General features: G+C 35.6%; 17 protein-coding genes. 4 read left to right on the forward strand and 13 right to left on the reverse strand.

Features of this window, described 5'->3' with window-relative positions:
- Position 1: 1 nt before the first annotated feature.
- From uvrC to def, 11 genes are all read right to left on the reverse strand, one after another.
- A complete protein-coding gene (gene uvrC / locus AAGD51_RS04315) occupies positions 2-1,819 on the reverse strand; it encodes an excinuclease ABC subunit UvrC (protein ID WP_182318997.1) in 1,818 nt (605 codons plus the stop codon).
- A complete protein-coding gene (glyS, locus tag AAGD51_RS04320; RefSeq protein ID WP_236515134.1) occupies positions 1,803-3,920 on the reverse strand; it encodes a glycine--tRNA ligase subunit beta in 2,118 nt (705 codons plus the stop codon). Before glyS ends, uvrC begins: the two co-directional genes overlap by 17 nt.
- A gap of 3 nt (positions 3,921-3,923) precedes the next feature.
- Positions 3,924-4,763: a glycine--tRNA ligase subunit alpha gene (locus tag AAGD51_RS04325; RefSeq protein ID WP_077188493.1), complete on the reverse strand. Its 840-nt coding sequence runs from the start codon at positions 4,761-4,763 to the stop codon at positions 3,924-3,926.
- Between the two features lie 44 nt (positions 4,764-4,807).
- Positions 4,808-5,566: a hypothetical protein gene (locus AAGD51_RS04330; protein ID WP_006279670.1), complete on the reverse strand. Its 759-nt coding sequence runs from the start codon at positions 5,564-5,566 to the stop codon at positions 4,808-4,810.
- Positions 5,567-5,712: 146 nt separating this feature from the next.
- On the reverse strand, positions 5,713-6,708 hold the full coding sequence (hemB, locus tag AAGD51_RS04335; protein WP_151807767.1) for a porphobilinogen synthase: 996 nt from the start codon (positions 6,706-6,708) through the stop codon (positions 5,713-5,715).
- The gene (gene nuoH / locus AAGD51_RS04340) at positions 6,701-7,726 is read right to left on the reverse strand and encodes an NADH-quinone oxidoreductase subunit NuoH (protein ID WP_236515135.1); all 1,026 of its coding nucleotides are present in this window, start codon (positions 7,724-7,726) and stop codon (positions 6,701-6,703) included. The genes hemB and nuoH overlap by 8 nt, the downstream gene beginning before the upstream one ends.
- The gene (gene nuoG, locus AAGD51_RS04345) at positions 7,710-9,758 is read right to left on the reverse strand and encodes an NADH-quinone oxidoreductase subunit NuoG (RefSeq protein WP_236515136.1); all 2,049 of its coding nucleotides are present in this window, start codon (positions 9,756-9,758) and stop codon (positions 7,710-7,712) included. The genes nuoH and nuoG overlap by 17 nt, the downstream gene beginning before the upstream one ends.
- Positions 9,759-9,763: 5 nt before the next feature.
- A complete protein-coding gene (locus tag AAGD51_RS04350; protein ID WP_006279675.1) occupies positions 9,764-9,976 on the reverse strand; it encodes a hypothetical protein in 213 nt (70 codons plus the stop codon).
- Positions 9,977-10,042: 66 nt separating this feature from the next.
- On the reverse strand, positions 10,043-10,234 hold the full coding sequence (locus AAGD51_RS04355; RefSeq protein ID WP_236515137.1) for a hypothetical protein: 192 nt from the start codon (positions 10,232-10,234) through the stop codon (positions 10,043-10,045).
- Positions 10,235-10,918: 684 nt separating this feature from the next.
- Positions 10,919-11,740: a uracil-DNA glycosylase family protein gene (locus tag AAGD51_RS04360; protein WP_236515138.1), complete on the reverse strand. Its 822-nt coding sequence runs from the start codon at positions 11,738-11,740 to the stop codon at positions 10,919-10,921.
- Positions 11,730-12,269, reverse strand: a complete 540-nt coding sequence (def, locus tag AAGD51_RS04365) for a peptide deformylase (RefSeq protein WP_236515139.1) — start codon at positions 12,267-12,269, stop codon at positions 11,730-11,732. Before def ends, AAGD51_RS04360 begins: the two co-directional genes overlap by 11 nt.
- Positions 12,270-12,407: 138 nt before the next feature.
- Between def and ftsA the strand changes: the two genes are divergently transcribed.
- On the forward strand, positions 12,408-13,646 hold the full coding sequence (ftsA, locus tag AAGD51_RS04370) for a cell division protein FtsA (RefSeq protein ID WP_006279680.1): 1,239 nt from the start codon (positions 12,408-12,410) through the stop codon (positions 13,644-13,646).
- A 132-nt stretch (positions 13,647-13,778) separates the two neighbouring features.
- Positions 13,779-14,561 (forward strand): type I methionyl aminopeptidase, encoded by a 783-nt coding sequence (gene map / locus AAGD51_RS04375; protein WP_006279681.1) that lies wholly within the window; start codon positions 13,779-13,781, stop codon positions 14,559-14,561.
- Positions 14,562-14,588: 27 nt separating this feature from the next.
- Here map and AAGD51_RS04380 read toward each other — a convergent pair whose 3' ends face one another.
- On the reverse strand, positions 14,589-15,836 hold the full coding sequence (locus AAGD51_RS04380; protein WP_236515141.1) for an MFS transporter: 1,248 nt from the start codon (positions 15,834-15,836) through the stop codon (positions 14,589-14,591).
- 220 nt (positions 15,837-16,056) lie between these two features.
- Between AAGD51_RS04380 and rsmH the strand changes: the two genes are divergently transcribed.
- Together rsmH and AAGD51_RS04390 are read left to right on the forward strand one after the other, a co-directional pair.
- On the forward strand, positions 16,057-17,001 hold the full coding sequence (gene rsmH, locus AAGD51_RS04385) for a 16S rRNA (cytosine(1402)-N(4))-methyltransferase RsmH (RefSeq protein WP_006279684.1): 945 nt from the start codon (positions 16,057-16,059) through the stop codon (positions 16,999-17,001).
- Entirely contained in the window at positions 16,998-17,303 is a 306-nt protein-coding gene (locus AAGD51_RS04390; RefSeq protein WP_006279685.1) for a hypothetical protein, read from the forward strand. Before rsmH ends, AAGD51_RS04390 begins: the two co-directional genes overlap by 4 nt.
- A gap of 39 nt (positions 17,304-17,342) precedes the next feature.
- Here AAGD51_RS04390 and AAGD51_RS04395 read toward each other — a convergent pair whose 3' ends face one another.
- The gene (locus AAGD51_RS04395; protein WP_007548562.1) at positions 17,343-18,725 is read right to left on the reverse strand and encodes an IS66-like element ISWen3 family transposase; all 1,383 of its coding nucleotides are present in this window, start codon (positions 18,723-18,725) and stop codon (positions 17,343-17,345) included.
- Between the last annotated feature and the right edge of the window lie 52 nt (positions 18,726-18,777).

Consider the following 18,777-nt stretch of genomic DNA (forward strand, 5'->3'; position numbering starts at 1 on the left):
GTCATTCCAGTACTCCTCTCTTATAATTCACGTATTTAAGAATGACTTCTGCTAAACCTTTACTAATTCCAGGTACGTTTTGAATTTCAGCCAGAGAAGCTTTGCTTATATTTTTCACTGAACCAAAATAAGACATCAACGCTTTTTTTCTTTTGTTGCCAATGCCGGGTATTTTGCTTAATTGTGAAACTATAAACTGTTTATCGCGTTTTTTTCTATGTGAAGTTATCGCAAAACGGTGGGCTTCATTACGCAGCGATTGTAAGTAAAGCATGACTTTGCTGTCATTTGCCAGACTGAATTCTTCCCTGCCCAGCATATAAAATCTTTCATTTCCTGCGTTACGATCAGGACCTTTTGCCATACAAGCAAAAGGAACGTTTATATTCAATACTTCCAGTACATTCTGTACTATGGAAACATGTCCTGGTCCACCATCAATCAGTAAAAAATCAGGTATTATGCCTTTTATATTGCCGGAGAAACGTCTGGTTAGCACTTCCCTCATCATTTTATAGTCATCGCCTGAAAATTTTTCCTTTATAGTAAATTTTCTGTACTCACTTTTTAAAAAACCCTCCTGCCCTGCAACAACCATTACACCAATTTGTTGGTTTCCAAATATATGGCTATTGTCATAAACCTCAATACGCTTTGGAATATTTGGTAACAAGAAGATTTTGCTAAGCTCCTCAAGCTTTTCTAGGTTATTCCTATAATCGATAAGCTTCTGCTCTAAGCTATGCTGAGAGTTATCATAAACAAATTTCAATAAATCACGCTCTTTTTTATTCTTTGCATGCAGAACTTTTACTGGCTTTTGAGCAACCTTATATAGTGCTTGTTCTATAATTTCCTTATCCACAATAGAATCTGGAACGTAAATTTGTATTGGAGGTATGTTAGCTGAATTATAAAAATTGACCAAAAAGGTGGATAAAATTTCATCATTTGAGTGATCACCACAGTTCTCGGCAAAGTAAGGAGTGCTGCCGTAGTTGTCTTTATTTCTGAACGATAACACACTAATACATGCTAGATCCTCTTCACGTACAATACTGAAGAAATCTGCATCTTTTTCAAAAGAAAAATCCGTGTGCTGTATTTGAATTTGCTCAAGAAACTTTACCCGATCTCTATATATAGCAGCAAGCTCATAGTTTTCTTCACTGCTGCACTTTCTCATTGTGAAAAGTAACTGTTCTTTCACTTCCTTATTTCTTCCAAGCAATGTATTTCGTGCCTGTTTTACTGATTGGCAGTAGTCGTCTTTTGTGATTTTGTTTATGCATGGTGCTGAGCAGCGCTTAATTTGATATTCAATACATGGTCTTTTTGTTGAGGAAAAGTATTGATCTGAACATACTCTTAGGAGAAAAGCTTTTTGCAATGACAATATAGTTTGCTTAACAGCAGCGGCAGATGTAAAGGGACCATAATAATGAAACTCATTTTTCTTAAATTTGCCTCTATATTTTGCTATTCTTGGATAATCGTGCTTGGAAATTGTTATATAAGGATAAAATTTTCCATCCTTGAGCACAATATTATAAAGTGGTTTCAATGATTTTATTAGCTGTGCTTCAAGAAGCAGTGCTTCGATTTCATTCTCAGTGATGAATATTTCAACCTTAATAACCTGTAAGAGCATAACTCTAATTCGTTCAGAAAGGTTTTCGAATTGAAGGTAGTCGGATAATCTCGACTTTAAGTTTTTTGCTTTTCCAACATATAAAACTTTATTCTTATCTCCGACCATCTTATACACGCCACAGGACTGTGGAGATGATTTGATTTGTTCTTTATATTGCCTGAGCATTTATCCATTGCTTAACCTGTATGAGGTTAAAATCTGCTACTAAATGAAAGATGGAAACTACATTTTCAAGCAAAGATAATCTGTTTCTTCTCAGCTTATCAGAATCACAGTTAATCTTTATACTGTCCATAAACTGATTGATAAACGGAGCAAAACCAGCAAGTTCATCAAGTGCTACATTAAAGTGGTTATTTTTTATCGCTTGTTTTATGTTTTTACAAGCAGTTATAGCACAATTTGATAGCGCAATTTCTTCACTTTCAATCAAAAACCTCTTACCGTAAGATGCACTATAAGTAGTGCCATCACTTTTCCTTGCTTTGCTCATCATGTTACTGACTCTTTTGTAAGTGCTTAGAATTTGTTCACCTTCTGGAGTACTAAGATAACGATCCAATATAACAGTTTGCTTTTCTGCTGTCAGCAGATCATTAATATCGATTTTATATAGTATTGAATCTACAACATCTTGCCTTATATCTCTATTTTTTAAAATAACCTTGAATCTTTCTAAGCAAAATCTAAATACTAGTTCTGAAATTTGTTTTCTATTCGGCTTATCAACTGACGCTGTATTTTTATTAAATAGAAGCCTTGAATATAAAGATACTGACTTGTCTATCATTAGCCTAATTGGAACATGCAAATTATTTTCAAGTATTGTCCTAATTATACCAATTGTCATTCTCCGCAAACCAAATTGATCATACGAACCAGAGATTTTCTCACCTGCTGCAATTAAACCAACTAAGCTATCCACTTTGTCTGCAATTGACACAGCAATTGCAGAAGGAGATTTAGGACACTCCTGCTCTGGCCCGATTGGCTTATAATGCTCAGTTATAGCTTCCACTATTTCTCTATCTTCTTGAAAATAAGAAGCATAATATCCACCCATTACTCCTTGTAATTCTGGAAACTCTCTTACTATCGATGTTGCCAAATCAGCTTTTGCCAAATATGCAGCACGTTCAACTTTTATCAGCGAAGCATGTGGAATAAATATAGCTATATACTTTGACAAAGCCGTAATACGCTTCACCTTTTCCCCCACGCTGCCAAGTGAAGCATGAAATAATATTGAACCTAATCTTTTGACATAATAATCTAGATTTTCCTTTTTATCTTGAGATATTAAAAATTGGGCATCAGCAAGACGTGCTTCTAATATTCTTTCGTGTCCTTTAACAACTTCACCATTGTTGACGTTGACAACAGTGACAAAGTGTGAAATTCTCTTTCCATTACTTAAAGCAAGGTATTTTTGTTGTGTATTAACTATACTAAGTATTACTTCCTTCGTTAATCCAAATGACTTTTCTTGATTCACTTCACCAAACAGTACGATTGGCCACTCTATAAGCCCTGTCAATTCATTTAGTAAATAATCATTTTTCTCAAGTTGTAAATTCTGCTCTTTTGTGAATTTATTAATCTGATCTAGTATAAATTGCTTTCTTTTGTCCATTTGGAGAATTACACTGTTTTTTTCTAGCAATTCAAAATAGTCTTTAGGTGTTTTAACAGTAAGCGCCGTACCACTTGAGAGAAATCGATGGCCATATGTTGTGTTAGATGCTGTAATCCCTGCAAAAGATACAGGTATTATTTCATCATTTAAAATGCATAAAATGTTTTTAATTGGCCTAACCCACCTTTCTTTTCCTTTGCCCCATCTCATACTTTTTGGCCAAGAGAAATTTTTTAATATTTCTCCTAGTTGATTTTTAAGAAACTCTTGAATGTTAAATGAGCAGCTTTCTCTTTTAATGAAGTAAAAATCCTCATTATTTACTTTTCGAACGAGCAAATCTTCTTCATTTTTCTGATATTTTCTTAAAAAACCTTCGATAGCACTTTTTGGTGCGTTAATGTTTGGTCCCTTAACTTCGTTATTGGAATCCTTTAGCTCCAAAGCATTTATGTTGTCGACAAATAGGGTAATGCGACGTGCCGTTATAAAAACCTCCATTGATGTAAATTTTACATTATTTTTGTTAAAAACATTGGCAATACAGCTCTTAACTTGAACTGTAGCTGAATTCTGCATTCTCGGTGGTATTTCTTCTGAAAGGCACTCAAATAACAACTGCAACGACATACGCTATTTACTCATGTACAATTCACAACATTTTTTTGTTAGCTCTCTAACTTTACCAATATAAGCTGTACGTTCATTCACACCAAGCACACCTCTTGCATCAAGCAGATTAAGTAGGTGACTAGTTTTAATACATTGGTCATAAGCTGCCATTGGTAGCTCCTTTTCAATAAGGAACTTACACAATTTTTCCGTATCTTCGAATTGCTGCTGTACCACTTTAGTATCATAATAATCTAACGCTAGATAAGAAAATTCATATTCTCTTTGTTTAAAAATATCTCCGTAAGTTACACCGTTATCGTTCCAAATTATATCGTAAACATTATCTACACCTTGTATGCACATTGCTAAACGTTCCAACCCATATGCCACCTCACCAGGAATCATCTTGCAGTCAATCCCTCCAACTTGCTGTATATAAGTAAGCTGTGTTACTTCCATTCCATTGCATGTAACTTCCCATCCAAGTCCTGATGCACCAACACTTGGGTTTTCCCAATCATCTTCAACAAACTTAATATCATATTTTTCTGTAGATATGCCAAGAGCTTTTAAGCTATCTAAATAGACGTCTTGTAAATTATTACCAGATGGCTTTATTATAACTTGATATTGGTGATGTTGATACAAGCGATTAGGATTATCACTATAGCGCCCATCTGATGGCCTAATTACTGGTTGTAGATATGCAATTTTTGTCGGTTTTGTATCAATTGCAGACATAATTGTTGCAGGATGTAATGTACCAGCACCAACTTCAGATGTGTATGGGTGAAGTATAACGCACCCTTCACCAGCCCAAAAATCTTGTAACTCTTTTATTATACTTTGTAAGTTCACACAAATTGTACACTTTTTATACTAAATATATAAATAAATAAGTACTATTCAATATTTATTTTTTTTGCAGCACTATGTAAATAATCACCTAAAACTGCTGAACTTTCCCTCACATACTGAATTATGCTTTTATTTAGGACAATTGCATCACGCATAGTTAAATCGCAGAATATAAATGCTGTTAAATACAGTAAAATCACCGCATAAAATGTGTGAAAAATCCCCTCAAATGTAATTGACATTGCATTATTATAGCTGAGCTGTATTGAACTTATTGGCCATGGTTTTATCACTTCTACGACATTAAAAAATACGTAAGGTATCATAAGAAAAAAGAAAAAGTGCATAAAATCATTAAACCAAAATGGGCATTGAAACATCTGCTTACATATATTCCCATAGAGTTTACTTACAGCATAATAAATTGACATTATTGCTGGCATTGAAAGTGCTACAGTCAGTACTTGCCCTGACGCTATTTGTATTACTATTTCTTCACCACTGTTTGCTGAAGGGTCTTGAGCATGAAAAATAAATATTCCAATTAATTGCATTACTAACATAACTATTGCCAATTTTGTAAAAACAGCAGCTACAACTATTCCTGAGTCTGGCATTTTATATAGTAAGTATTCGCCTCCATATGTAAGAATTAATATAACATCGACAATAAATAATATTAAAAAAGAAGACCAATAGTTCTGCCAACTTGGTAAATATCCTATTCCTAAAAGAGAGCTTACTGTTTTGGCAGGAAAAACCTTACCTAGCATCTTTCCCAAAAATTTAAAAAAAATCCCCATGTTCTAAGTAACACTTGGTTTATATTATTTATAATACTGTATTGTAACGGACTTATCAACAACTTAAAACATGTATTGGAAAACTTTAAGTAATATGCAGCAACAGTAGAAGAACGTGCGCCAAAAATTTAATAATTTTATAGGGCTTATGCACTTAAATTTTTTGCAATATCAAGTGCAGCGTAAGTGAATATTGCACTTGCACCCGCACGTTTGAAACCAATCAAAGATTCATAAATCACCTTGTCATAATCTAGCCAGCCATTATTTGCAGCAGCTTTTATCATTGCGTACTCACCGCTTACTTGGTAAGCAAAAATCGGAAAATTAAACTTATCACTTGCTGTTTTGATAATATCCAAATATGGCATACCCGGTTTAACCATAATAAAATCTGCACCTTCATTTATATCCATTTCAATTTCGCACATTGCTTCGCGCGCATTTTTATAATCCATTTGATAACCACTTTTGTCTATAGAATGTGATAGCCCACATGAACCAACGACTTGCCTGAATGGAGCATAGAAGCTAGAGCAGTATTTCACTGCATAAGATAATATTAATACGTCTTGAAAGTTGTTATCATCTAATGATTTTCTGATTCTTCCTATTCTACCATCCATCATATCAGAAGGAGCAACTATATCACATCCTGCTTTCGCTAAAGCAAACGCTTGCTTACACAGCACTGATATAGTTTCATCGTTTTCTACATCCATCTGATTATCTTTTAAAATGCCGTCATGGCCGTGAATAGTGTATGGATCCAATGCAACGTCTGCAATAATACCAATTTCAGGTACCTTTAATTTTACAGCACAAATTGCTCTGCAGATTAAGTTGTCAGAATTATATGCTTCCTCAGCGTTTTCAGATTTTAGTTTACTATCAACTACAGGAAAAATTGCAACAGCATTAATCCCTAAATCTTTAGCTTCCTTAACTATAGACACTAATCCATCTATTGAATAACACTTTACGCCTGGTAAGCCAGAAATTGGTTCAGTTGTTTCTTCTCTGTCATGAACAAACAGAGGAAGAACCAGATCATTTACTGATAAACTATTTTCACTTGTTAAATTGCGAACCCATTTGCTCGAGCGCCTGCGTCTTAATCTTGTATTTGGGAAATTAAACATTGGATCCAGGCAAATTCCCAGTAAAGAGCAACACCCCTGAAATGAGTATCACCCAAAACACTGATATTGGTAAAAATACTTTCCAACCAAGGCGCATTAGCTGATCATATCGATAACGAGGTATTGTTGCTCTAATCCAAATAAATACGAATAAAAGTATAACTATCTTCAAAACGAACCAAATCAAACCTGGAATTTTATAAAGCAAACCAAGCTCTAACGGAGGATACCATCCCCCCAGAAAGAATATTGTCATCATAGCACTTGCTAAAATCATATTTGCATATTCTCCAAGAAAAAAGAGGGCAAAAGGCATGGATGAATATTCAACGTTATATCCAGAGACAAGCTCTGCTTCAGCTTCTGGTAAATCAAATGGGTGACGATTAGTTTCTGCAAGCAAAGAAATAAAAAATATTATTCCTATAGGCATTAGTAGTAAATCAACCCAAAATGGCATATTATGTTTTGCCACTACCATTTCTCCAAGATTCAATGTTCCAGTGGTAATAACGACTGTAGCAACTATTAAGCCTATTGAAACTTCATATGAAATCATCTGAGCAGCCGACCGTATAGCGCCAAGAAATGCATAATTAGAATTGCTTGACCAGCCTGCAATAATTACGCCGTATACTCCCAGCGACGATATAGCTAGCACATAAAGCACTCCAACATTAATATTTGCTATAACCTTAGGAATCACTACTTGCTGGCCATTTTTTACAATTACTTCAGCACCAAACGGTATAACTGCCCAGGCAATTAATGCCAAGATAAAGGTAAGCATTGGAGCCATAATGAACAGTATGGTGCTCGCTCTAAATGGTATTATCGGCTCCTTAATCAGGAGCTTAATAGCATCTGCAAATGGCTGCAATAGCCCAAAAGGTCCAACTACACTTGGGCCGTGCCTCAGTTGAATTGCAGCAAGGACCTTACGCTCAAAGTATGTCAAATATGCAACTGAAAGTAGTAGCGGTACTAAAATAAATAAAATATTAACTAGCGTGTTCATAAAAAGCTTTAGTACAATCTGCCATTATTTTTGAAGCGCGACTTATTGAATCCGTCATATAAAAATTACACTCCTTTAAAGTAAAAGGTGTATTACTTAAGCTTATTTCACCGCTGCTGATTGGTACCCATGTGTTTTTTACCACTTGATCAGCATTTCTAAACTGTGGACCGATAGTATCTAATTTTTTTCTCACGTCAAATAAACTATCATATGGTAAGCAAAGATCCAAATATTGCGAGAGATTTTTAATAATTAACCAATCCTCCTTTGCTTCACCTGGAGGAAATACAGCTAAATTTGTTCTTTGCACTCGACCTTCAGTGTTTACATAAGTTGCATATTTTTCTGTATATGCAGCACCAGGCAAGATAACATCTGCCACATGTGCACCCTTATCACCGTGATGACCTTGATAAATTACAAATGTATTTTCTAATTTTGATGTATCAATTTCATCTGCACCAAGAAGATAAACCACTTCTATTTCACCACTTTCTGCATGTTCCAATATTTGATTAATATCCCTTTCGCCTTTTTTAGGAACAAACCCAGTATCTAGCCCACCAACTCTTGCTGCAGCTTTATGCAGCATATTAAAGCCATTCCAGTCATCTCTGACCATGTTAAATTTTTCTGCAATTTTGCCAGCTAGAACTAGAACTGATTCAGAATCGTCTCTTACTAATGCATCTTGACCGATAATCAGCATAGGGCTCTGAGCAGCACTCAGCAGCTCACAGAACTTATGATTTCCATTTGCTATTTCACTCAAAATATCAGGATTATCGCCCAATTTCTCAACATGATACAAATATTCAATGTTAGGACCAACACTTGCAACAGGAAAGTTGCCCTGTAAATATCTCTTTCTCAATCTTACGTTAATAATCGGTGCTTCTATCCTTGGATTTGTATTTATAAGCAGACATAAATCTGCATTTTCTATACCTTCAATAGTGGTATTGAACACATACGATCCACGATTACTTGGTATAAGCTTTGCACCATCTTGCCTACAGTCTATATTCCCCGAGCCGAGCTTCTGCATCACTTCTTTGAGTAGAAGCATAGACTCACAATCTGCTAAATCACCTGCAATTGCAGCTATTTTATTTGATTTTGTATTCTTTAATTTCTTTGCAGCAACAGTTAATGCTTCATTCCAATCAACTGGGGCTAATTTACCATCTTTTTTTATATAAGGTCGATCAAGACGCTGAACTTTTAGTCCATCATAGGCAAAGCGGGTTTTATCTGATATCCATTCTTCATTTACCTCTTCGCTCAGCCTTGGTAATATCCTCATAACCTCCGGGCCACGATAATCAACTCTAATTGCGCTGCCCACAGCATCTAGCACATCTATAGTCTCACAATGTGATAGCTCCCATGGACGCGCTGTAAAGGAGTAAGGCTTTGAAGTTAAAGCCCCTACCGGGCAGAGATCTATGATATTTCCAGATAATTCAGAACTAATATGCCTTTTTATGTAAGTGCTAATCTCTACATTTTCTCCCCTTCCGATTCCTCCAAGTTCATTTGTACCTGCAACATCAGACAAAAATCTAACACACCGAGTGCAATGAATGCATCGATTCATCGCAGTCTCAATCAGTGGTCCGAAGTGTTTTTTTGGCACAGCCCTCTTATGCTCATCAAGTCTGCTGGTTCCTTTCCCATAAGCCATCGTGATATCTTGCAAATCGCATTCACCACCTTGATCGCAAATTGGGCAATCAAGCGGGTGGTTAATTAGCAAAAACTCAAGCACACCTTCACGTGCTTTTTTAACCTTAGGGGTATCAGTGTGAATAACCATCCCTTCTGCAACTGGCATTGCACAAGAGGCTACTGGTTTTGGAGGTCCACCCTCCACTTCAACCAAACACATTCTGCAATTACCAGCAATTGCTAAACGCTCATGATAACAAAAACGTGGAATTTCAACGCCCACGACTTCACAAGCTTGAATTATAGTGAGCCCATGCTCTACTTCACATTCCTTAGAATTAATAGTAACTTTAACCACAACTATTATACAGCTTCCCACTTTATAGGATTGCCGCTTACCTCATCTTCAACCAGATTGCCGTTGTCATATTGAGCAGACATATAATTCATGCGCGAATCACGATCTATATATCTAACAGGTTTTACCGGTTTATCTTTATACATTTTTTGCTCAGCTTTCTTACGCTGAGTAGGGTTATTTTTACTAGCTGTCTTTGCTTTCCCACCTGCTGCCATATAAACTCCTAAAAACTTTTCATTCTATTTTAACACTTAAGTATATAGCGTCAATATTTAATAACTTTAAAATTTCAATAGATCTCTTATTATAATCATTTTACAATCATTGTTTAAATAAAAAGTTACCCCTTGATGCCATTCCAGCGCATGACGCACAGCTGTACGAACATTGCAATTTGCAGGCAATTTGCGTGGCAGATTCAAGTAGCTGACACTGGTTTCCATCCAAAACAGCAGTAGCTCTTTTGGTGTCATTTCAGTGCTTGACACTGAAATCCAGGATTTTGATTGGATACTGAGTTGGTAAGCATAAAAGTATAGCTAACGCGAGCTCTACGTCATACCGCGATTTATTCGCGGTATCTCAAAGCATAGATCCCGCTAACAAGCAGCGGGATGACGATTGTCGTTTAGCTATAAACATTAAGAAATTTACCAAGCGGAAAAAAAGGCAAAAGAAGCCCTGGGGTTATTATCCGCTTTAAAATATTGGCGTTTTTTATGTTTTAAACGCTTGACAAGCGAAATTCAGCTGCTTTTAATTGCAACTAACTTACGCTGCAAATGTTTAAGAAATTTACTAAGCAGAAAAAAAGACAAAGAATCCCCGAGTTAGCTAGTCTTTTACTATCTCTGTCGAGTATTGGCATTTTTTGATGTCTTGTAACGCTTTATAAGCGCGTTCAGCTTATTTAGATAAAAATCTAGATGTAGATGAAGTTTTGTAAAGACATACAGTATCTATATACTGCAAAAAATTGAACATAAGACGCCGATACATTAAGTAATCCTTACCTTTTAATCTGCAGATTGGCGAAAGCAAATACAATAGCTTCACTATCATGATAAGGGCGCTGGCGAAGGGTGTCAAGTAAGTTTTTTCGTTTCTAACGATTGTTAACATGCTGCAAAAAACTATGCAAGAGGTCTACCACTTTATTAGGTATTTGTGCAGTTATTGGTGTTATCAAGATACTCCCTAATCTTCTTCAAGTCCTCCCAGGCTAAACGTTTTTGTGCCGGTTGGCGAAGTAGGTAAGCTGGATGAAATATAGCGGCTGTGGTGATTGAATTGGACAAATATTGGTTAGTGTACGTATGAAATCTGCCACGCAAATTCGATATAGTTTTTGTGCTGTCAAGAAGGCTATAACATGCGATTCCCCCGACCAAAATTAAAATTTGTGGTGAAACTAGTGCAACGTGTTTTTCGACAAATGGTCTGCACATATCAAGCTCTAGGTCGGTTGGCTTTCTATTGCCAGGTGGACGCCAAAATACAGTATTGCTTATGTATACCTTAGTGCGATCAAGATTGATTGCATTTAACATTTTATCGAGCAACATTCCACTTGCACCACAAAATGGTATGCCTTGAAGGTCTTCATTTGCTCCTGGAGCTTCACCAACGAGCATAACTTTTGCGTTTGGATTACCATCGGAAAAGACAGTATTAGTTGCAGTTTTTTTTATTTCACAACCTTCAAATGACTTCACTACACTTCTTAGTTCATCCACACTATTACATTTGCTTGCAAGTTTCCTTGCTTCGATTATCCAGTCACTTGGAAACATGTCTTTTCCATCTTTAGTGTCATCCCAGCGCATATCTGCATCTTTCTTCTTGGTCCCAGTTTGGATAACAGAGGGTTGTACACTCTCTTTGCTCTCCAGCTTTTTTTCCTCTTCACCCTCCATTAGTGTGCAATCAACGCCCACTTCATGGTAAAATTTTAATAATTCTAGGTCTTTATTGCTCATAATGCTTTTTAACCTTTTGTGCTTTTTTCATGGCCATATCATACTTTAATTTAGATAAATGTCTAATATATAATATGCCGTTTAAGTGATCTAATTCATGCTGAATACACCTTGCAAGCCAACCACTAGCTTTTAGCGTCTGTTCTTCGTTATTTAAGTCTCTGTATTTCACAGTTAAATACTTTGGACGCTTAATTTCATAGCTTTGCTCTGGAATTGAAAGGCACCCTTCCTTGAGAGTCACTTGTTCATCAGATAATTCCGTAATTTCTGGATTAATCATGCAAAATTTGCCAATTGATTCATATCCTGCTGGCTCATTTTCAATTGTTTCTAGCTGAACATCCACAACAAAAATTCTCTTTAACACTCCAACTTGCACTGCAGCAAGGCCAAGACCTTCTGCACCATACATAGTTTCGAACATGTCGTTTACTAATTCTTTAATTTTATCGTTTATATCTGTTACTTCACTGGCACGTGTGATTAGTCTTTCATCAGGGGCAATTACAATTGGTAATATGGACATAAAAATTATAATTCTATGTTTTGCTTTTCCTTTTGTCCAGAATTTAGTGTATATTAAAATGTTGCTATATCTATAATAGAAATATAAATTATTAAAGAAAGCTACAATTTAAATGAAATTGCGTAATAAGGTTAACTAATGTACTCTGCAGTAATAGCAAAACCAAAGAGAAACGTTTTTGCTGTTTTAGACATAGGTACAACAAAGATTATTTGTCTAATCGTTAAGATAAATAGCAACTTCAGCTATAAAGTAACAGGAACGGGTTATAAGATTGCAGAAGGTGTAAACGGTGGATCAATAACTAATGTAAAACACGCAAATTACTCCATCTCATCAACTATAGGTTTAGCTGAACAAGTATCAGAAGAAACCATAGATCAGATATATGTGAACATTGCTGGATGTGGCATCTCATCTTTCAATGTACATAATGAAATTATTGCAGCTAACCATGAGATTTCTGAGCGTGATATAAGACGTGTAGTTTTTCAAACATTTGAGAAATATATTGAAGACAATGTTATCATTCACAATATACCACTAAAATATCACTTAGATGACATGACTGACATAAAAGAAGTTGGTGGATTGTACGGAAAAAGACTATCTGCTGATGTTAATGTTGTCACTGCTTCGCGTCCAGCGCTTACCAATATTGAAAACTGTATTACCAATAATGGTGGATTAAATATGGCAGGTTGTATTGCTTCTGCATATTCTGCAGGTCTTGCCTGTCTGAGTGGAGATGAAAAAGAGCTCGGGACTGCTATTGTTGATATAGGCGGTGGGTGCACTGCAATTGGAATTTTCAAAAGAGGGAAACTTGTGTATGCAAGCAGCGTTCCAATTGGTGGTGTTCATATCACTCGAGATATTGCTTACGGGCTATGCACAAGCATAGAACGTGCAGAGTATATAAAAATACTGTATGGCAGCACTATCGTAACTTCAATAGATGAGAATGAGTACATTACAATGCAAAACAACGAAAATGATGAACCTACTCAAGTATTCAAATCTGAGCTTATTAACATCATAAGACCAAGAGTTGAAGAAATACTTGAAATGGTAAGAGAGCAATTTCAAGAGCAGAAAGATCCAATTAATAAAGTAGTGATCACAGGTGGAACTAGTCAACTCACAAGCATGAAGGAAATTGCAGGCTATATATTCAATAAGCAAGTTCGAATTGGGTGCCCTGAGTCTTGTAGCGGTCTTGATGGCGAATATGATAAAAATCCTGTATTTTCTGCTGCTATAGGCTCTATAAAGCTAATAGTTGACACTTTTTATAAAAATAATTCTGGTATTTTAGGTCAGGATGGTAAAATGAGTAAATTGTATAATTGGGTTAAATCAAAAGTTACAGTCTAGATTTCTGTTTTACCACCTTTCATACAAATGACTTGACACTAGGATCCATAGGACTTATTTTTATAATATGTAAAATTATTATGTTTATGTACTTGCGAGTAAGCGTACCAATTACAATAAGACATGGAAAATATGAACATAACTATACACTCACAAGAAGATTTTGAATTTATGCGCAAGGCTGGCAGGCTTGCTGCTGAAACTCTTGATTTCATTGCACCGTACGTAAAGGTAGGGGTGACAACTAATGAGTTAAATGATCTATGTCATGATTTTATAATTAATGCAGGTGCAATTCCAGCACCACTAAACTATAGGGGGTATCCAAAATCGATTTGCACTTCAAAAAATGCAGTTGTGTGCCATGGTGTTCCCGATAATAAACCACTTAAAGATGGAGATATTTTAAATATTGATGTCACGGTGATTTTAAATGGCTGGCATGGTGATACAAGTCGCATGTTTTGGGTTGGCAAGCCATCAATAAAAGCAAAACGCTTGTGTGACGCTACTTATCATGCATTGATGGAAGCAATCAAACAAGTTAAGCCCGGCAATAAGTTAAATGAAATAGGGCTTGCTATAGAGAAATATATTAGAGATTTTGGATATTCTATCGTACGCAGCTACTGCGGACATGGTATAGGAAAAGTCTTTCATGCTCCACCAAATGTAGTGCATTTCTATGATCAAGATGAAAATCTCGTCTTGAAGGAAGGTATGTTCTTTACAATAGAGCCAATGATTAATGCTGGAAAACATGAGACTCTGCTCAGTAAACTCGATGATTGGACAGTGACAACACGCGATCTTTCACTTTCTGCTCAATTTGAACATACGCTCGGAGTAACAAAAGATGGTGCTGAAATATTCACATTATCACCTAAAAATTGGCACTTCCCGCCTTATAATTAGATTTTTTTAAATTCTGCTATACTGCAACTATACTTGGTTTACTTTGGGTAATTTTGAAGAAAGCTCACCCTTAATTTGCGATATAGCAACTAGCCCAATTAATGCACAGAAAATCATGTAAAAACTAGCTGAAGTCTCTTGTCCTGTAACCTTGATAATTGTTGTGCATATAAATGGTGCAAGGCCGCCAAAAAATCCAGCAGCTATATTTCTTGATAAACCAAATCCACTGTACCGAACCTTTGTTGGAAATAATTCGCACATAAGTGCACTGACAGGACCAAGCGATGCAGCTATTGGAATTATAAAAAGAATGTGTGCCAGCAAGTAATTGCCACTACATAACATTGAAAAAACTGGATAACTCACTATTACAAAAGCTATAAATGCAAATTTCATAACTTTTTCTCTTCCTACCTTATCAGAAAGTATTGCAAACAATATTGTCAATCCTCCGAGCGCAATTTGACTCAGTATTTCCACTATATGATTAAAATGAGTATTTACTGTTAATATTTTATTCGTAAGCACATTGAAAAATACCAAATATATATAGAGAGACGCATTTTCAACCAAGTCAATACCTATTGATATTAGAACAGGCTTTTTGTAATTGTTTAATAACTCTTTTAGTGGCAATTTAGACGGATTTTTTTGTCTTTTATACTCTGGGCTTTCATCAAGTATATATCTCATATATATGCTAATTAATCCCATTGCTAAACTGAAAATGAAAGGTAATCTCCACCCCCAAGATTCAAAATCAGATACTTTTTTGCATATGAGTACCGCTATCAGGCTTAATACTGAACCAAAAATTGCGCTTAATACTTCAATGCTGCCAAAAAATCCTTTTTTGTTTTTAGGAGCATGTTCTATTAAAAATGGTGCATTTCCTGCTTCTCCTCCAAGAGATATACCCTGCAATAATCTTAAACACACTACCAGCATTGACGCTAGTATTCCAATGCTTTGATAACCTGGAACAAAAGCAATTAATACGGTTGATAAAGTCATTAATATAATCGAGAGCAATAAGGCAACTCTTCTGCCATGCTTATCACCAATGTGACCAAATATAGCAGCGCCGATTGGTCTCATTAAGAAACCCACTGCAAACACTCCAAAAGCTTTCAATACGCTGGTTAGTTGATCATCTGATGGAAAAAACACACCACCTATTATGTTTATTAAGTGGCCAAAAAGCATGTGGTCATACCACAATAAAGTGTTACAAATCAAACTCGAGAATATTGCTTTTGTTATTTGCTGCATAATCTTCTATAGTTTGTTTAGTATTTAGTAATATACATTACTTTTTTTTATATAATAGAAAAATTTGAACATTATACTAATAATGGTATCTTATTAAATCTTAATATTTTTATATCATTGACTATATTCAAGTATTTTTATATTATTGCCTATATATTTCCATATGTTTTAGTGGGAAGCTATTTTTATTTGTATGCACAGAGTCTCTTGATGGAGCACTATGACACACACTCCAGTTTTGTTAAAAGAGATGCTATCACTACTATCACCGCAGGATGGTGGCATATACGTGGACGCCACATTTGGAGCTGGAGGGTATAGCAAAGCAATATTGGAGTCAGCTGATTGCAAAGTATATGCAATTGATAGAGATGAAACGGTAACTAAGTTTTATGATGATTTAAGCGTTAGATATCCAGATAGAATAAAACTATTCATTGAGAAGTTTAGTAATATTAAAAGTATACTAAGCAGCGTTGAGCCATCTCCTGTCATCCCAGTACTTGATACTGGAAAAAATAACTGGTCACGCGCTGGAATGACATCAAACGGGGTGGATGGAGTGGTCTTTGACATCGGAGTTTCATCTATGCAGCTTGATAACGGAGATAGAGGGTTCTCATTTTTACATGATGGTCCACTCGATATGAGCATGGATAACTCTTCTTATATAAACGCTTCAACGTTTGTTAACGCTTTACGCGAAGAAGAAATCGCAAATACTATATATAACTACGGAGGCGAACGTCATTCTCGCAAAATTGCAAGAGCAATAATAAATGCACGGAAGAAGAAAACTATCAAAACTACATTTGAGCTTGCGGATATTGTACGTTCCGTGGTATTTCGTGGAAAAAGCAAAATTGATCCTGCAACCAGAACATTTCAGGCAATCAGAATATGGGTAAACGATGAGCTGGGAGAACTTGAAAAGGGTATTAAAGCTGCATCTGAGATTTTAAGTGAGAATGGCAAATTAATTGTCGTCACCTTTCATTCCTTAGAAGATCGTATAGTCAAAACTTTTTTTAAAGATTTATGTGCTACTGATTGCAAGACATTCTCTCTGCTAAATAAAAAAGTGATCGAAGCAAGTATAGAAGAAGTAAGTGCAAATCCGCGTTCACGCTCAGCAAAACTAAGAGCTATACAGAGGTTGTCGTGAGAACTTTCTGCATCATCTCAATAGCTGTGTTTTTTCTTAGCATTGTAGGATTATTTAAGGTAAAATTACATGTTCAGTCGTTAAATAGAGAGCTAATAAAAATAAAAAGTGAAATTAATTTAGTGCAAAGTGATATAAAAGTTTTACAAGCAGAATGGAGCTATTTGAATAATCCAAAAAGACTTGCAAGCCTTGTAAAGAAATACCTGAAAAATAACTCTTTAATACTGGCTAGCCAGGTTAAAAATCTTGACTCTTTAAATGGCCGCAGTGTGTTAGCACAACTTAAAACCCAGAGTTAAATTGGTTATACTAAGCTTGTATCCGTTCAGGAGAGTGGTTTAAGAAACAATAGATAGGAGATTTTGGAAAGGATTGAGACCCCTTTGTTTCCAAGTTAAGTATAATGAAATTATCCGCTCAAGGAATGTATTTCCCCGCTTTGATTGTGTAAAATATGAGTTTTTGCGATAAACGACATAATGCCGAATTTGCCGTTCAGCGTGGTTATTTGTCAGCGGAATATTTTCTGGGTCATCTAAAAATTTCCACATCATTCTTTCAGATCTCAGAACATTTTTTGCAACTCGAGAGGCTCCAATTGCTTCAGGTAAACGAGATATCTCCTTCAAGTAATACTTTGTACGTTTTCTTAATTTTCTGGCACGTCTGACAAACCTCAAAACATCTATCTCACTTTTTAGTAAAGCTTTTTTTAGTGCAAATAATTCAGTGGCCACGTTTCTCAAGTAACAACCCAGAACTTTAACTTCAATATTCCAACTATGTGCTAATCTTTCAAAATCTCTTGATAAATGTGCCCAACAGATTTGCCTGTTTTTATCGGCAAAATAATTGTATGCTGCATACCTGTCAGTTATTACCAAGCTATTGCGATTGCAGAATTTACTATTTTGTAAAACTTTCATTCCTCTTGACTCTGTAAATTTTACAAAACTTGCCGTATTGCTTGCAAACATCCAACACCAAGCGAGTTTACCTTTGTTATAATGGCTCGTTTCATCAATATGTAGAACTTTACTCCTACTTATCTCTTGTTCGATCTGCTCATACATTTTTTTGCATTTTGAAGCAACTCTATGTTCACTATTTGATATGCTACCGACGCTTATGTTCAAATTGAAGATATCATTTACGACACTCGCTATTTCGCGTTTTGAATTTTTGTAGAATCCGCTGAACGCTGCAATTATTGACTTAACCCTTGGACCAAATGTATCTGGCGTAACACCTTCCGGTAACTTGCTACTTCTTCTCTTTCCGCATCTCCGACAACGGCCATGTTCTAACTGATATTCCACTACATAAGGCTTGATTTCTGGAAGATCAACTTTCTGATGAATATATGGTTTTTCACATATTGCAATTTCTCCTCCGCATTCGCAAGTATTAGGCAACTCTATCTTTACTACTTTATCTGCATCCATGTTGGCGCGAAAACTTCCTTTATGACCAACCTGACCGCCAATATTCCTTTCGCTTTTCGGCTTATTCTTTTTTATTTTATACAACTCTTTGGAACTTGGTATTGATGAATTTTTTGAGCTTAAACCGAGTCTTTCTCTTAACTCAGCATTTTCTATCTTTAAAGCCTTATTTTCTGCTTTTAAACTTTCATTCTCTTTTTCCAATCTTTCTATTTTTGCTTCTAACCTTTCTATTTTTTGCTGTAAATTTTTGCAAAGTTCTAAAAGGTTTACCATATTATTTCACTTTTGCTCTATGATTATCTTTTTAGATCACCTTGTCTACCTT

Source organism: Wolbachia endosymbiont (group A) of Volucella bombylans (genome assembly GCF_964026965.1).
In the GTDB taxonomy this organism is placed as follows: domain Bacteria; phylum Pseudomonadota; class Alphaproteobacteria; order Rickettsiales; family Anaplasmataceae; genus Wolbachia; species Wolbachia pipientis.